This window comes from Mycobacterium sp. IDUB_3, assembly GCF_055419585.1.
Genome location: NZ_JBVAXZ010000001.1, coordinates 2,985,652 through 3,002,565 on the forward strand (window position 1 = coordinate 2,985,652; position 16,914 = coordinate 3,002,565).

At 68.2% G+C, this 16,914-nt stretch carries 11 protein-coding genes; all 11 read left to right on the forward strand.

Features of this window, described 5'->3' with window-relative positions:
• The first annotated feature begins 21 nt into the window (after nt 1-21).
• The 11 genes from ACZYVJ_RS13810 (at nt 22) to ACZYVJ_RS13860 (ending at nt 16,904) form a co-directional block, all read left to right on the forward strand.
• Entirely contained in the window at nt 22-1,413 is a 1,392-nt protein-coding gene (locus tag ACZYVJ_RS13810; RefSeq protein WP_463831506.1) for an FAD-binding oxidoreductase, read from the forward strand.
• Nucleotides 1,414-2,178, forward strand: a complete 765-nt coding sequence (locus ACZYVJ_RS13815; protein WP_463831507.1) for a decaprenylphospho-beta-D-erythro-pentofuranosid-2-ulose 2-reductase — start codon at nt 1,414-1,416, stop codon at nt 2,176-2,178. It abuts the gene before it with no gap.
• A gap of 2 nt (nt 2,179-2,180) precedes the next feature.
• Nucleotides 2,181-4,115, forward strand: a complete 1,935-nt coding sequence (locus ACZYVJ_RS13820; protein ID WP_463831508.1) for a galactan 5-O-arabinofuranosyltransferase — start codon at nt 2,181-2,183, stop codon at nt 4,113-4,115.
• 6 nt (nt 4,116-4,121) lie between these two features.
• Complete coding sequence (locus tag ACZYVJ_RS13825) at nt 4,122-7,385, forward strand: arabinosyltransferase domain-containing protein (RefSeq protein ID WP_463831509.1); 3,264 nt, start codon at nt 4,122-4,124, stop codon at nt 7,383-7,385.
• A gap of 107 nt (nt 7,386-7,492) precedes the next feature.
• Entirely contained in the window at nt 7,493-7,816 is a 324-nt protein-coding gene (locus tag ACZYVJ_RS13830) for an ArsR/SmtB family transcription factor (protein ID WP_463831510.1), read from the forward strand.
• Nucleotides 7,813-8,298: an SRPBCC family protein gene (locus ACZYVJ_RS13835; RefSeq protein ID WP_463831511.1), complete on the forward strand. Its 486-nt coding sequence runs from the start codon at nt 7,813-7,815 to the stop codon at nt 8,296-8,298. The genes ACZYVJ_RS13830 and ACZYVJ_RS13835 overlap by 4 nt, the downstream gene beginning before the upstream one ends.
• Nucleotides 8,295-8,918: a maleylpyruvate isomerase family mycothiol-dependent enzyme gene (locus ACZYVJ_RS13840; RefSeq protein ID WP_463831512.1), complete on the forward strand. Its 624-nt coding sequence runs from the start codon at nt 8,295-8,297 to the stop codon at nt 8,916-8,918. The genes ACZYVJ_RS13835 and ACZYVJ_RS13840 overlap by 4 nt, the downstream gene beginning before the upstream one ends.
• 202 nt (nt 8,919-9,120) lie before the next feature.
• Entirely contained in the window at nt 9,121-12,447 is a 3,327-nt protein-coding gene (locus tag ACZYVJ_RS13845; RefSeq protein ID WP_463831513.1) for an arabinosyltransferase domain-containing protein, read from the forward strand.
• Nucleotides 12,444-15,671: an arabinosyltransferase domain-containing protein gene (locus ACZYVJ_RS13850; protein ID WP_463831514.1), complete on the forward strand. Its 3,228-nt coding sequence runs from the start codon at nt 12,444-12,446 to the stop codon at nt 15,669-15,671. The genes ACZYVJ_RS13845 and ACZYVJ_RS13850 overlap by 4 nt, the downstream gene beginning before the upstream one ends.
• A 172-nt stretch (nt 15,672-15,843) precedes the next feature.
• Complete coding sequence (locus ACZYVJ_RS13855; RefSeq protein ID WP_463831515.1) at nt 15,844-16,359, forward strand: hypothetical protein; 516 nt, start codon at nt 15,844-15,846, stop codon at nt 16,357-16,359.
• Nucleotides 16,360-16,457: 98 nt separating this feature from the next.
• Complete coding sequence (locus ACZYVJ_RS13860) at nt 16,458-16,904, forward strand: FHA domain-containing protein (RefSeq protein ID WP_463831516.1); 447 nt, start codon at nt 16,458-16,460, stop codon at nt 16,902-16,904.
• The last annotated feature ends 10 nt before the right edge of the window (nt 16,905-16,914 follow it).

Here is a 16,914-nt window from a genome sequence, read left to right on the forward strand (position 1 = left end):
CAGGCGGTACCCTCTTTGACGATGTCGAGCACCGATCCCCTGACCAAGCCCGTCCGGCTGACGGGCTTCGGGCGCACCGCGCCGTCGGTGGCCCAGGTGCTCTCCACCCGCGATCCCGAGGTGATCGCCAAGGCGGTGGCCCGGGTGGCCGACGCGGGCGATCCCAAGGGCCGGGGCGTGATCGCCCGCGGGCTGGGCCGCTCCTACGGGGACAACGCACAAAACGGCGGCGGCCTGGTGGTCGACATGACCGGGCTGAATCGCATCCACTCGATCAGCGCCGACACCCGGCTGGTCGACGTCGACGCCGGCGTCAGCCTGGACCAGTTGATGAAGGCGGCGCTGCCGTTCGGGCTGTGGGTTCCGGTGCTGCCGGGAACGCGACAGGTCACCGTTGGTGGCGCGATCGCCTGCGACATCCACGGCAAGAACCACCACAGCGCTGGGAGCTTCGGCAACCACGTCCGGTCGATGGACCTGCTCATGGCCGACTGCACCGTCCGCACCATCACCCCCGACGGCGACGACGCCGAGCTGTTCTGGGCCACCGTCGGCGGCAACGGCCTGACCGGGATCGTGCTGCGCGCCACCATCGCGATGACGCCGACGGAGACGGCGTACTTCATCGCCGACGGCGTTGCCACCCACGACCTCGATGAAACGGTCGCTGTTCACCTCGACGGCAGTGAGGCCAACTACACCTACTCCAGCGCGTGGTTCGACCTGATCAGTCCGCCGCCGAAGCTGGGCCGGGCCTCGGTCAGCCGAGGGAGCCTGGCGAAGCTCGATCAGCTGCCGAAGAAGCTGGCCAAGAATCCGTTGAAATTCGATGCGCCGCAGCTGTTGACGGTGCCGGACGTGTTCCCGGTCAGCGCGATGAACAAGCTGTCATTCATGGCGATCGGCGAGGTGTACTACCGGCTGGGCGGGACCTACAGCGGCAAGATTCAGAATCTGTCGCAGTTCTATCACATGCTCGACCTGGTCAGTGGCTGGAATAACGCTTACGGCCCAAGGGGTTTCGCGCAACACCAGTTCCTGGTTCCGCCCGACGCGATGAACGAGTTCAAGTCCATCATCCGCTGGATCCAGACCACCGGCCACTACTCGGCGCTGAACGTGTTCAAGCTTTTCGGGCCGGGCAACCGCGCACCGCTGAGTTTCCCGATGGCGGGCTGGAACGTCGCCATGGACTTCCCCAACAAGCCGGGGATCAACGAGTTCCTCAACGAACTCGACAGGCGCGTGCTGGAATTCGGCGGAAGGGTCTACACCGCCAAGGATTCCCGCGTGAGCGCCGAAACCTTCCACGCCATGTACCCGCGCATCGACGAATGGATCGCCGTGCGACGCAAGGTAGATCCGACAGGGGTGTTTGCCTCCGACATGGCCCGACGTTTGGAGCTGCTGTAAATGGTGCTCGATGCCGTAGGTAACCCGCAGACCATCCTGCTGCTCGGCGGTACCTCCGAGATCGGCCTGGCCATCTGCGAGCGCTACCTGCAGAACGCGCACGCGCGGATTGTGCTGGCCGCCATGCCCAGCGATCCCGGTCGCGACGCCGCGGTGGCGCAGATGCAGGCCGCCGGCGCGCGCTCGGTCGAGCTGATCGATTTCGAAGCCACCGACCCCGACACCCACCCGAAGATGATCGAGGCGGCGTTCGCCAACGGCGACGTCGACGTGGCCATCGTGGCGTTCGGCATCCTGGGGGATGCCGAGGAGCTGTGGCAGAACCAGCACAAGGCGGTCCAGGCCGTCGAAATCAACTACACCGCAGCGGTTTCGGTGGGCGTGCTGCTGGGCGAGAAGATGCGCTCTCAGGGCTTCGGCCAGATCATCGCGATGAGCTCGGCGGCCGGCGAGCGGGTGCGGCGGTCCAACTTCGTCTACGGCTCCACCAAGGCCGGACTGGACGGCTTCTACCTGGGTCTCGGAGAAGCGTTGCGCGAGTATGGGGTTCGCGTCCTGGTGATTCGGCCCGGCCAGGTGCGTACCCGGTTGAGTGCGCACGTCAAGGAAGCCCCGCTGACCGTCGACAAGGAGTACGTCGCCAACCTCGCGGTGACCGCGGCCGCCAAAGGTAAGGAATTGGTTTGGGCACCAGCAGCATTCCGCTATGTGATGATGGTGTTGCGACACGTCCCGCGCCCCATCTTCCGCAAGCTTCCCATCTGACCATGCGTAACGCGCTGGCCACCGTCGGCCAGATGGCTCTGGCGGTGCTGGTCGCGGTTGTCGTCGCGGTGGTCTCGCTGGTCGCGATCTCCCGGGTGCAGTGGCCGGCGTTCCCGTCCTCCAATCAACTGCACGCCCTGACTACCGTCGGGCAGGTGGGTTGCCTGGCCGGGCTGGTCGCCGTCGGCTGGGTGTGGCGGCGCTGCGCGCGCCCCCGCGGGCGCCTGCTGACCCAACTGGCCGGGCTGGTCTTCGTGTCCGCGTTCACCGTCGTGACGCTGGGCATGCCGCTGGGGGCGACCAGGCTGTACCTGTTCGGCATCTCGGTCGACCAGCAGTTCCGCACCGAATACCTGACCCGCCTGGCGGACAGCCCCGCCCTGCGCGACATGACCTATCTCGGGCTGCCGCCGTACTACCCGCCGGGTTGGTTCTGGATCGGCGGGCGCGCCGCGGCGCTCGGCGGGTCGCCGGCCTGGGAGGTATTCAAGCCGTGGGCCATCACCTCGATCACCATCGCCGTCGCGGTCGCGCTGGTGCTGTGGTGGCGGATGGTCCGGTTCGAATACGCGCTGATCGTCACCACCGCGACGGCCGCGGTGACGCTGGCCTACGGCTCTCCCGAGCCCTACTCGGCGATGATCACCGTGTTGTTGCCGCCGATGCTGGTGCTTACCTGGTCGGGTCTGCGCGCCGGTGACCGCCCAGACGCGCCCGGCCGTGCCGGCTGGGGCGCGGTGATCGCCGCCGGGCTGTTTTTGGGCTGGACGGCCACCTGGTACACGCTGTTGTTCGGGTTCAGCGCGTTCACCGTCGGGTTGATGGCCCTCTGGTTGGCCGGCGTGCGCTGGCAGCGCAACCGGAAGAGCGGCGGCGTCAAAGCCGCCCTCGATCCGCTGCGGCGGTTGGCCGTCATCGCCGGCATCGCCGTGGCGATCGCCTGCACCACCTGGTTGCCGTTCGTGTTGCGAGCGGTGCACAGACCGATCAGCAACTCCGGCAGCGCCATGCACTACCTGCCGGCCGACGGCGCCGAGTTGACCTTCCCGATGCTGCAGTTCACGCTGCTGGGCGTCGTCTGCCTGATCGGCACCCTGTGGCTGGTGTTGCGGGCCCGCTCGTCGGTGCGGGCGGGCGCCCTGGCCATCGGCGTGCTGGCGATCTATCTGTGGTCGCTGCTGTCGATGCTCACCACGCTGGCGCGCACCACCCTGTTGTCGTTCCGGCTGCAGCCGACGCTGAGTGTGCTGCTGGTCGCCGCAGGGGCGTTCGGCTTCCTCGAACTCGTCCAGGCGCTGACCGCCGCGGGCCGCGACCGCAGCTGGGGCCGCGGCTTGCAAAGATCGATAGCCCCGGTGGCCGGCGCCGTCGGCCTGGCCGCCGCCATCGCGTTCAGCCAGGACATCCCCGACGTGCTGCGGCCCGACCTCACCATCGCCTACACCGACACCGACGGTCACGGGCAGCGTGGCGACCGCCGGCCGCCCAGCGCCGAAAAGTTCTACGCCACCCTCGATCACGCCATTACGCAGGTGACCGGCAAGCCCCGCGACCAGACCGTCGTGATGACCGCCGACTACAGCTTCTTGTCCTTCTACCCCTACTGGGGGTTCCAGGGCCTCACCTCGCACTACGCCAACCCGCTCGCGCAATTCGACCTGCGGGCCGCCCAGATCAACAAGTGGTCCAACCTCAAGACCGCCGACGAGTTGGTCCACGCCCTGGACACCTGCCCCTGGCCCCCGCCGACGGTTTTCCTGATGCGCCGTGGCGCGGGAGGCAACTACACGCTGCGGCTGGCCGAGGACGTCTACCCCAACCAGCCCAACGTGCGGCGTTATACCGTCGAACTGCGCGGAGCCCTGTTCGACAATCCGCGTTTCGTGGTCCAAAGCGTCGGCCCATTTGTGCTGGCCATCCGCAAGCCCGGGACGTAACTGCTGATGAGCACCGACACCACGCCTCAAACGGCCGAAGAACTAGCATCTAGCTCCGTGCACGACACGGGAGCGAATCACCGGATCGCCCGGCTGGTTGCTTCCGTCGCCGGGTTGCTCGGAGTGCTGCTGGCGATCGCCACCCCGCTGCTCCCGGTCGACCAGACCACCGCCCAACTCAACTGGCCGCAGAACGGCACCTTCGGCAGCGTCGACGCGCCGCTGATCGGCTACGTCGCCACCGACTTGACCATCAGCGTCCCGTGCGAGGCCGCCGCCGGCCTGGCCGGACCGGGCAATGCGGGCAAGACGGTGTTGCTGTCTACGGTGCCCAAGCAGGCGCCGAAGGCCGTCGACCGGGGGCTGCTGATCGTGCGCGCCAACAACGACCTGGTCCTGGTGGTGCGCAACGTTCCGGTGGTGACCGCCCCGCTGAGCCAGGTGCTCAGCCCGGCCTGCCAGCGGCTGACCTTCACCGCGCACGCCGACCGCGTCACCGCCGAGTTCGTCGGCCTCACTCAGGGACCCAACGCCGAGCATCCCGGCTCGCCGCTGCGCGGCGAGAAGAGCGGCTACGATTTCCGGCCGCAGATCGTCGGCGTTTTCACCGACCTGAGCGGACCGGCGCCGTCCGGCCTGAACTTCTCGGCGACCATCGACACCCGCTACAGCAGCAGCCCCACCCCGCTGAAGATGGCCGCGATGATCCTCGGGCTGGTGCTCACGGCCGCCGCCCTGATCGCGCTGCACATCCTCGACACCGCCGACGGGACCCGGCACCGCCGCTTCCTGCCCGCCCGCTGGTGGTCGATCGGCGGGCTGGACGCCCTGGTGATCGGCGTGTTGGTGTGGTGGCATTTCGTCGGCGCCAACACCTCAGACGACGGCTACATCCTGACCATGGCGCGGGTGTCCGAGCACGCCGGCTACATGGCCAACTACTACAGGTGGCTCGGCACGCCCGAGGCGCCGTTCGGCTGGTACTACGACCTGCTGGCGCTGTGGGCCCACGTGAGCACCACCAGCGTCTGGATGCGGTTGCCCACCCTGGCGATGGCGCTGACGTGCTGGTGGGTGATCAGCCGTGAGGTCATGCCCCGGCTGGGCCATGCCGTCAAACAGAACCGGGCCGCGGCCTGGACAGCGGCGGGAATGTTCCTGGCCGTCTGGCTGCCGCTGGACAACGGGCTGCGTCCCGAGCCGATCATCGCCCTGGGCATCCTGCTCACCTGGTGCTCGGTGGAACGCGCCGTCGCCACCAGCCGGCTGCTGCCGGTGGCGATCGCCTGCATCATCGGTGCGCTGACCCTGTTCTCCGGGCCGACGGGCATCGCCTCGATCGGCGCGCTGCTGGTCGCGATCGGGCCGCTGCGGACCATCCTGCACCGCCGCTCCACCCGGTTCGGGGCGCTACCGCTGATCGCTCCCCTACTGGCCGCGGTCACCGTCACCACCATCCTGATCTTCCGCGACCAGACGCTGACCGGTGAGATCCAGGCCACCATGCTCAAACGCGCCGTGGGGCCCAGCCTCAGCTGGTTCGACGAACACCTCCGCTACGAGCGGCTGTTCATGGCCAGCCCCGACGGGTCGGTCGCCCGCCGCTTCGCCGTGCTGGCACTGGTCCTCGCGCTCGGGATCACGGTTGCGATGTCCTTGCGCAAGGGCCGGATTCCGGGCACGGCCACCGGGCCTAGCCGGCGCATCGTCGGGATCACCATCATCTCCTTCGTGGCGATGATGTTCACGCCCACCAAATGGACCCACCACTTCGGGGTGTTCGCCGGACTGGCCGGGCCGCTGGGTGCGTTGGCCGCGGTCGCGGTGACCTCCGTGGCGATGCGATCCCGTCGCAACCGCACCGTGTACGCCGCCGTGGTTCTGTTCCTGGTGGCGTTGTCGTTCGCCAGCGTCAACGGCTGGTGGTACGTCTCGAATTTCGGTGTGCCGTGGTCGAATGAGTTCCCGGCCTGGCACTACGCTTTCGCCACCGCGCTGCTCGGGTTGACCGTGGTGGTGCTGCTGCTGGCGGCGTGGTTCCACTTCGTCGCCTCGGACAACGGGCCACCCAAGACCCGCCTGGGCGCCCGGGCGGCCGGAATTGTTCAGTCCCCCTTGGCAATTGCGACCTGGATGCTGGTGGTTTTCGAGGTGGCGTCGCTGACCCTGGCGATGACCGACCAGTATCCGGCGTGGTCGGTCGGTCGCTCCAACCTGCAGGCTTTGACCGGGAAGTCGTGCGGGCTGGCCGAAGACGTGCTGGTGGAGCAGGACCCCAACGCGGGGATGCTGACGCCGGTAAACACGTCAGTGGCCGACGCCCTGGGTGCGGGTCTGTCGGAAGCCTTCACGCCCAACGGAATTCCCGCCGACGTGCGCGCCGACCCGGTGATGGAACGCCCGGGTGACCGCAGCTTCGTCAACGACGAGGAGAAGACGGGCAGCAACCAGGCCGGCACCGAGGGCGGCACCACCCCCGCGCCGGGGATCAACGGTTCGTCGGCCCAGCTGCCCTTCAACCTCGACCCCGCGCGCACACCGGTGCTGGGCAGCTGGCGCTCGGGCATCCAGGTGCCCGCACACCTGCGGTCCAGCTGGTACCGGCTGCCCGCCCGCGACAAGGCGGGGCCGCTGCTGGTGGTGAGTGCCGCCGGGCGCTTCGACCCCCGCGAGGTCCAGGTGCAGTGGGCCACCGACGACCAGGCGGCCGGCGGGCACCCCGGCGGCTCGTTCCAATTCGCGGATGTGGGCGCGTCGCCGGCCTGGCGCAACCTGCGCCTGCCGATGTCGGCAATTCCGAGCTCCGCCACCCAGATTCGGTTGATCGCCGACGACGAAGACCTGGCACCGCAGCACTGGATCGCACTGACCGCGCCGAGAACTCCGCAGCTACGCACGCTGCAGGACGTGGTGGGGTCGAAGGACCCGGTGTTTTTGGACTGGCTCGTCGGGCTGGCCTTCCCCTGCCAGCGCCCCTTCGGCCATCAGAACGGCGTCGACGAGACTCCGAGATGGCGCATCCTGCCTGACCGGTTCGGCGCCGAGGCCAACTCGCCGGTGATGGACAACAACGGCGGTGGCCCGCTGGGGGTCACCGAGTTGTTGGCCAAGGCGACCACCATGGCCACCTACCTCAAGGACGACTGGTCTCGCGATTGGGGCTCGCTGCAACGGCTGTCGCCCTATTACCCCGACGCCGTACCCGCCCAACTGCTGCTGGGGACGGCCACGCGCAGCGGCCTGTGGGGCCCCGCCCCGCTGAGACACTAAGGCGCACAGCACATCCCGCAAGCCCGGCGTTGCGCGGGTGCATCACGCACGCCCAGCTGGCCGACGACGCTTGAGATTCGTTATCGGTAAGTCTACGCTTACGGTTCGTGGTCACTTACCAAACGAGTGACGTCTGGTTGGCGCTGGCGGACGGGACGCGGCGGGCCATCGTGGAGCGACTCGCCCACGGCCCGTCGGCGGTCGGCGAGCTTGCCCGCGATCTGCCGGTCAGCAGGCCGGCGGTGTCCCAACACCTCAAGGTGCTCAAGTCCGCCGGGCTGGTGCGCGACCGCGCCGCGGGGACCCGTCGGGTCTATCAGCTCGACCCGACCGGTCTGCAGGCATTGCGCGCCGATCTCGACCGGTTCTGGACTCAGGCGCTGGCCGGCTATGCGCAGACCATCGACGAGATGAACGAAGGAGGAACATGACCCAGCGAATGCCCAACATCAACCACCACGTCGTCGTCAACGCCCCCATCGAGCGCGCGTTCGCCGTCTTTACCGAACAGTTCGGCGCATTCAAGCCGCGTGAGCACAATCTGTTGGCGGTCCCGATCGCCGAGACAGTGTTCGAACCCCAAGTGGGCGGCCATATTTACGACCGAGGCGTCGACGGCAGCGTGTGCCGATGGGCGCGAATCCTGGTCTACGAGCCGCCACAGCGCGTGATGTTCAGCTGGGACATCGGTCCGACCTGGCAGGTGGTAACCGACCCGGCCAAGACAAGCGAGGTCGAAGTGCGCTTCACCGCCGAATCCGACGAACGCACCCGAGTCGAATTGCAACACCGCCATCTGGACCGCCACGGGCCGGGCTGGGAGTCCGTCGCCGACGGGGTCGACGGCGATGCGGGTTGGCCGTTGTACCTGGGTCGCTATGCGGAGCTGTTCAGCGGCGGTGACCCGCGATGAGCTCCGACCTGATGACCATGGCTTGCGAGGAGCGGGCCGACCTCGCGGAATTCCTTGCCACCCTGAGGCCCCAAGACTGGGATGCGCCCACCCTCTGCACCCGTTGGAGCGTGAAAGACGTTGTCGCGCATGTGATCAGCTACGAGGAGCTGGGCGCGCTGGGGTTGCTGAAACGGTTCGCCAAAGGCTGGATCGTGCGGGCAAACCAGGTGGGTGTCGACGAATTCGCGGCTCTGACCCCGCACCAGCTGCTCGAATTCCTGCGCAGCCACCTCCAACCACGCGGACTGGCAGCAGGTTTCGGAGGGATGATCGCACTCGTCGACGGCACCATCCATCACCAGGACATCCGGCGCGCGCTCGACCGGCCGCGTGACGTCCCGCCCGATCGGCTCGCGCGAATCCTTCCCCTGGTGCCCGGCAATCCCCGCCTCGGCGCGGGACGCAGGATCCGCGGCCTGCGCCTGCGCGCAACCGATGTCGAGTGGACGCACGGCGACGGGCCCGAGGTGACCGGCCCCGGCGAGGCACTCCTGCTGGCGATGACGGGACGTCCGGCCGCCCTGGCCGACCTAGCCGGGCCCGGGGTTAGCACGCTGGCGGCCCGCGTCCGCGGATAGCGTTCGGTGGCCGGCGTCGCGCGCCGCGGCGCTGCGCGGCCCCGCGTCCTCATCGGACGATAGTGCCGGTCCGACTCTTCGCCGGGGCGCTGCGCGGCCCCGCGTCCTCATCGGACAACAGCAACGGTCCGACTCGTCCCCGGGGCGCTGCGCGGCCCCGCGTCCTCATCGGACAAAGCTGCGTCGCTTACGATCGAGCCTCGTGCCCCACGACGGTAAAGAGCGATCGCAGCGGATCCCCCGGTCGGTGGCCGCCATCGCGGGCATCGTGGGCCTGCTGCTGTGCCTTTCCGTTCCGCTGCTTCCGGTGAAGCAGACCACCGCGACGGTCCTCTGGCCGCAGGGCGACATCGACGGGCACGTCAGCCAGATCACCTCGCCCCTGGTGTCGGGGGCGCCCCGCGCGCTGGACATCTCCATTCCCTGCCCGGACATCGCCACCCTGCCCGCCGCCGGCGGCCTGGTGGTTTCGACCCTGCCGCCCGGCGGCATGGACGCCGGGAAGAACGGGCTGTTCGTGCGCGCCAACACGGACGTCGTCGTCGTCGCGTTCCGGGACACCGTGGCCGCGGTCGCACAACGCTCGGCCGTCGCCGCCGGGGCCTGCAGCGTGCTGCATGTCTGGGCCAACGCCGGCGCCACCGGCGCCGACTTCGTCGGCATCCCCGGCGCCACCGGGATGCTGTCGCCCGAGAAGAAGCCCCAGGTCGGTGGCGTCTTCACCGACATGAAGGTGCCCGCCGGGCCGGGGTTGTCGGCCCGCATCGACATCGACACCCGCTTCATCACCGCGCCCACCATCATCAAGGAAATCGTGATGGTCCTGGGCGCCCTGGCCGTGCTGACGGCCATCATCGCGCTCGCGGTGCTGGACCGCCGCAGCCGGGGCGGCAGCTTGATGCTCAACTGGCGCTCCCCGATCGCCTGGCTGTCCCGGTATCGCCCGGGCACGCCCCTGGCCAACTGGCGGCGGGTGGGAATCGCAACGTGGATCGCCGACGCGGGCGTGATCGCAACCCTGCTGCTGTGGCACGTCGTCGGCGCAACCTCGTCGGATGACGGCTATAACCTGACCATCGCGCGCGTCGCCCCCGGCGCCGGCTACATCGCCGACTACTACCGCTACTTCGGCGCCACGGACGCACCTTTCGACTGGTATCTCGGGTTGCTGGCAAAGATGGCCTCGGTGAGCACGGCCGGCGTGTGGATGCGGCTGCCCGCCACGGTGGCCGCGATCGGGTGCTGGCTGATCATCAGCCATTGGGTGTTGCGCCGGCTCGGGCCGGGCCGCGGCGGCCTGGCGGCCAACCGGGTGGCGGTCTTCACCGCGGGCGCGGTGTTCGTGGCGGCGTGGCTGCCGTTCAACAACGGCCTGCGGCCCGAACCGCTGATCGCGCTGGGCGTGCTGGTCACCTGGATGTTGGTGGAACGCGCGATCGCGCTGCGGCGCTTGGCGCCCGCGGCGGTGGCCATCATCGTGGCGCTGCTCAGCGCGACGCTGGCGCCGCAGGGCCTGATCGCCGTCGCCGCGCTGCTGACCGGGGCGCGGGCCGTCGCCCAGACGATTCGGCGCCGCCGGGCGACCGACGGCCTGCTGGCACCGCTGGCGGTGCTGGCGGCCTCGCTGTCGCTGATCCTGGTGGTGGTGTTCCGCGGCCAGACGCTGGCAACAGTCGGCGAATCGGCCCGCATCAAGTACAAAGTCGGCCCGACCATCGCCTGGTACCAGGACTGGCTGCGCTACTACTTCCTCACGGTGGAATCCAATCCCGACGGATCGATGGCGCGGCGATTCGCCGTGCTGATCCTGTTGCTGTGCATGTTCGGCATGCTGGTCACCCTGCTTCGCCGGGGCCGGATTCCGGGTGTGGCCAGCGGCCCGGCGTGGCGGTTGATCGGCACCACCGCGCTCGCCCTGCTGCTGTTGACGTTCACGCCGACGAAATGGGCGGTCCAGTTCGGCGCGTTCGCCGGGCTGGCCGGGGCGCTGGGTGCGGTCACCGCGTTCGCCCTGGCCCGGATCGGCCTACACAACCGCCGCAACCTGACGCTGTACGTGACGGCGCTGCTGTTCGTCGTGGCGGTGGCGACCTCGGGCGTCAACGGCTGGTTCTACGTCGGCAACTACGGGGTGCCGTGGTACGACATCCAGCCGGTCATCGCCAGCCACCCGGTGACGTCGATGTTCCTGGCGCTGTCGATCGCGACCGGCCTGCTGGCCGCCTGGCAGCACTTCCGGATGGACTACGCCGGGCACACCGAGGTCAAGGACAACCGGCGCAACCGGGTGCTCGCGTCGACCCCGCTGCTGGTGGTCGCGACCATCATGGTGGTCGGCGAAGTCGCCTCGCTGACCAAGGGGGCGGTGTTCCGCTACCCGCTCTACACCACCGGCAAGGCCAACGTCGCCGCGATCAGTTCGGGGCTGTCGCCCGCGAGCTGCGCCATGGCCGACGACGTGATGACCGAGCCCGACCCCAATGCGGGCATGCTGGCGCCGGCGCCCGGGCAGACCTTCGGCCCGGCCGGCCCGCTGGGCGGGGTCAACCCGGTCGGGTTCAAACCCGACGGCGTCGGCGACGACCTGAGGTCGTACCCGGTGGTCACCAAACCGGGCGTGGTGAACTCCGACGCGTCGCCGAATAAGCCCAACGCGGCCATGAGTGACTCCGCGGGCACGGCCGGCGGGAAGGGCCCCGTCGGGGTCAACGGGTCGAACATCGCGCTGCCGTTCGGACTCGACCCGGCCCGCACCCCGGTGATGGGCAGCTACGGCGAGAACACGCTGGCCGCCACCGCCACCTCGGCGTGGTACCAGCTGCCGCCGCGCACCGGCGACCGGCCGATCGTCGTGGTATCGGCATCCGGCGCCATCTGGTCCTATAAGGAGGACGGGACCTTCACCTACGGGCAGTCGCTGAAACTGCAGTGGGGTGTCACCCGCCCCGACGGCACCACCCAGCCGCTCGGTGAAGTCCAGCCCATCGACATCGGGCCCGAGCCGGCGTGGCGCAATCTGCGGTTCCCGCTGACCTGGGCGCCGCCGGAGGCGAACGTGGCGCGCATCGTCGCCTACGACCCGAACCTGAGCTCGGATCAGTGGTTCGCGTTCACCCCGCCGCGGGTGCCGGTGTTGCAGACCCTGCAGCACTTGATCGGATCGCAGACGCCCGTGCTGATGGACATCGCGACCGCCGCGAACTTCCCGTGCCAGCGGCCGTTCTCCGAACACCTTGGCGTGGCGGAACTTCCGCGGTACCGCATCTTGCCCGATCACAAGCAGACGGCGTCGTCGTCGAACGGGTGGCAGGCCAGCGAGACCGGTGGTCCGTTCCTGTTCCTGCAGACAATGCTGCGCACCTCGACGATCTCGACGTATCTGCGTGGCGACTGGTATCGCGACTGGGGATCCGTGGAGCAGTATTTCCGGTTGGTGCCGGCTGATCAGGCGCCGGACGCCGTAATCGAACAGGGTGTGATGACAGTGCACGGCTGGAGCCGGCAGGGACCGATTCGGGCACTGCCATGAGCGTCACGACCATCGACAGCCGCGAAGACCAGGCGGCGCCCGGCCAGAACGTGCGGGTGACCCGGTGGGTCGCGACGATCGCCGGGCTGATCGGTTTCATCCTGTCGATCGCGACGCCGCTGCTGCCCGTCGTGCAGACCACCGCGCAGCTGAACTGGCCGCAGAACGGCCAACTGAACAGCGTTACCGCGCCGCTGATTTCGCTGACACCGGTCGACGTGAACGTGACCGTGCCGTGCTCGGTGGTGCGCGCCCTGCCGCCCGAGGGCGGGGTGGTCCTCAGCACGGCGCCCAAGAAGGGCAAGGACGCCGCACTCAACGCGTTGTTCGTGGTCGTCAACGGCAAGCGCGTCGACGTCACCGACCGCAACGTGGTGATCGCCAGCGCGGTGCGGGATCAGGTCGCGTCTCCGCAATGTCAGCGCATCGAGATCACCTCGACCAAGGCGGGCGCCTTCGCCACCTTCGTCGGGCTGAATGATCCGGCGGGCAAACCGATCAGCGGCGGTTTCCCCGACCCGAACCTGCGGCCGCAGATCGTGGGGGTGTTCACCGACCTCAGCGGGCCGGCCCCGGCGGGTTTGAAGCTCTCGGCGACCATCGATACCCGGTTTTCCACCACTCCAACGACTTTGAAGCTGGCCGCGATGGTGCTGGCCATCGTGTCCACCATCGTGGCGCTGATCGCCTTGTGGCGGCTCGATCAGCTGGACGGTCACCGGATGCGTCGGCTCATTCCGGCGAACTGGCGCACGTTCACCCTGGCCGACGTCACGGTGATCTCCGCCTTCGTGCTGTGGCATGTGATCGGGGCGAACTCCTCGGACGACGGCTACATCCTGGGCATGGCCCGGGTCGCCGACCGCGCCGGCTACATGTCGAACTACTTCCGCTGGTTCGGTAGCCCGGAGGACCCCTTCGGCTGGTACTACAACCTGCTGGCGCTGATGACCCATGTCACCGACGCCAGCCTGTGGATGCGGTTGCCGGACTTGATCGCCGGGATCGTGTGCTGGCTGCTGCTCTCGCGTGAGGTGTTGCCCCGCCTCGGACCCGCGGTGGCCGCGAGCAAGGCGGCGAATTGGGCGGCGGGCATGGTGCTGTTGACGGCCTGGATGCCGTTCAACAACGGCCTGCGCCCCGAGCCGATCATCGCCGTCGGGTCGCTGATCACCTATGTGCTGATCGAGCGCTCGATGCGCTACAGTCGGCTGACTCCCGCGGCGCTGGCGGTCATCACCGCGGCGTTCACCCTCGGCGTCCAGCCGACCGGTTTGATCGCGGTGGCCGCGCTGGTCGCCGGTGGCCGCCCGATCCTGCGTATTCTGGTCCGCCGTCATCGCCTGGTCGGCACGTGGCCACTGGTGGCGCCGATGCTGGCGGCAGGCACGGTCATCCTGACCGTGGTATTCGCCGACCAGACGCTGTCAACGGTGTTGGAAGCCACCAGGATTCGCACCTCGATCGGCCCCAGCCAGGCCTGGTACACCGAGAACCTGCGCTACTACTACCTGATTCTGCCCACCGTCGACGGCTCGCTGTCGCGCCGCTTCGGGTTCCTGGTCGCCGCGCTGTGCCTCTTCACGGCGGTTTTTATCATGTTGCGGCGCAAGCGGGTTCCCGGTGTGGCGCGCGGCCCGGCCTGGCGGCTGATGGGTGTCATCTTCGGCACCATGTTCTTCCTGATGTTCACCCCGACCAAGTGGGTGCACCACTTCGGGCTGTTCGCCGCGGTGGGAGCGGCGATGGCCGCGCTGACGACTGTGCTGGTATCGCACGAGATCTTGCGCTGGTCACGCAACCGCATGGCATTCGTAGCGGCGCTGCTGTTCGTGCTGGCGCTGTGTTTCGCCACCACGAACGGCTGGTGGTATGTCTCGAGCTTCGGCGTGCCGTTCAACAGTGTGATGCCGAGGTTCCACGGAATCAGCGTCAGCACAGTCTTTTTCGCGCTGTTCGTGCTTTCCGTGCTGTACACGGCCTACCTGCACTTCGCGTCCCGGGACCGCGGCGAAGGACGGCTGGCGCGGGCGCTGACGGCCGCGCCCATCCCCATCGCTGCCGGCTTCATGGCGCTGGTGTTCATCGCGTCGATGGTGGCCGGCATCGTGCGTCAGTACCCCACCTACTCCAATGCCTGGGACAACCTGCGCGAATTCAGCGGAGGTTGCGGGCTGGCCGACGACATCCTCGTCGAGCCGGACAGCAATGCCGGCTTCATGGCCGCCCCACCCGGCGATTACGGCCCGCTGGGGCCGTTGGGTGGCGTCAACCCAACGGGATTCACGCCCAACGGCGTACCGGATCGCACCCTGGCCGAGTCGGTCAAGGAAACGTCGGTGCCGCAGCCCGGTACCGACTACGACTGGGATGCACCGCTGAAGCTGACGACGCCGGGCATCAACTCCTCGACGGTGCCGCTGCCGTACGGTCTCGATCCCGCGCGGGTTCCGATGGCCGGCAGCTACACCACCGGCGCGCAGCAGCAGAGCAGGTTGACCTCGGCGTGGTATCAGCTGCCGAAGCTCGACGACGGGCACCCGCTGGTGGTGGTCACGGCCGCGGGCACGATCGCCGGCAACAGCATCCTGCACGGCCACACCAACGGGCAGACCGTGGAGCTGGAATTCGGCAGGCCCGGTCCGGGCGGCGCGGTGCAGCCCGCCGGCCGGCTGGTGCCCTACGACCTGTACGGCGAGCAGCCGAAGGTGTGGCGAAACCTGCGCTTCGCCCGCTCCCAGATGCCCGCCGACACGGTCGCGGTGCGGGTGGTTGCCGAGGACCTGTCCCTGACACCGGATGACTGGATCGCGCTGACCCCGCCGCGGGTGCCGGAGCTGCGTTCGCTGCAGGAGTACATCGGTTCGAAGCGCCCGGTGCTGATGGACTGGGCGGTCGGGCTGGCGTTCCCATGCCAGCACCCGATGCTGCATTCCAACGGCGTCACCGAGATCCCGGAGTTCCGCATCACCCCGGACTACAACGCCAAGAAGCAGGACACCGACACCTGGCAGGACGGCGTCAACGGCGGACTGCTGGGCATCACCGACCTGCTGCTGCGGGCCCACGTCATGTCGACGTACCTGTCGCATGACTGGGGCCGCGACTGGGGATCGCTGCGCAAATTCGACACCATCGCCGACGCGCACCCCGCGCAGCTCGATCTGGGCACCGCCACCCGAACCGGATGGTGGTCGCCCGGACCGATCCGCATCAAGCCGTAGCGAGCGACAAAACACGGCGTTTGCAAATGGCTTTGCGCCGTCGTTATTCACCGGTGTAATAGTGCATTGAATTAACGGCACAGTAATTACTGGTCAAGGGTTTAGTTTCGCCATTTGCTGGTTAACACTAATTCCGCTGTGATCCATTTCACACGACGGAAAAGAGTGGCTTATGCACGCGCTGACACGCCTGGAAACCTGCACGGCCGTGGCCACGCTGCTGATCGCGCCGGCCACGAGTTTGGCCATCGGGACGGCCTCCGCCGAGGGCGGGGGCACGACGGTCGTTTTCGACAACTATCTGCGGCGATGCGATTTCAGCAAGATCAGCATCGCCCCCAAGGTGCCCAGCCCGATGCTCGGCACCGGTTCTGCCATCGTCCGGGCCAGCGGGTCCCGTGCCGTCGCCGAGGTCCATCTGGTCGACGCGCCCGAGCCGGGCATGCATTTCGATGTCGGCCTTATCGAAGAGCCCCGACCGTCCTCGTCGACCTGTGGGCCCGGGGACCCGGGAACCGCCTTTACCGGCATGGACCTCGACGGCGCGGGAATCGGAACGGCCACCGTTGCCGACACCATTCGGCCGGGCACCACCGGAGTGTGGGTGATTGTCGAGCGGGCGAACGCAAACTCGCAGAACCCGGCGGAGTTCTACACGTCCGAGTTCGTGGTGCCGGTGGGGTCCTAGCAACCGCCTTAGAAGAAACAGGGACTTCGGTCCCTATCTTGACGCTCACGTCAAATGCTGCGATGGAGGTACCCACGAGGACCTGGTGAAAGGGAGCGGTGTCGGCGTCATACGGGGAGACAAGCCAGCAACCAATCGTGCCGGACGATGCCACCGGCGACATCGGTTCGGTGCTGCGTGCCGACGTCCGCGACGAAATCGACACATCGTCGGCCGTCGCCGAAGCGGCGGCGACGCTGGCCCGCGGCTCGGCTATGCTCGTGGTGAAGCGGGGCCCCAACGTGGGGGCGAAGTTCCTGTTGAACGAGCCGGTGATGAACGCCGGGCGGCACCCCGCCAGCGACATCTTTCTCGACGACATCACGGTCAGCCGCAGGCATGCCGAATTCCGCAGCGAGAACGGCGAATTCCGCGTCGTCGATCTCGGCAGCCTCAATGGGACCTATCTCAACCGCAGCGCCGTCGACTCCGCGGCGCTGACCAACGGCGACGTGCTGCAGATCGGCAATTTTCGGCTGGTCTTCCTGACCGCCCAGACGGGCTGACACCGACGAG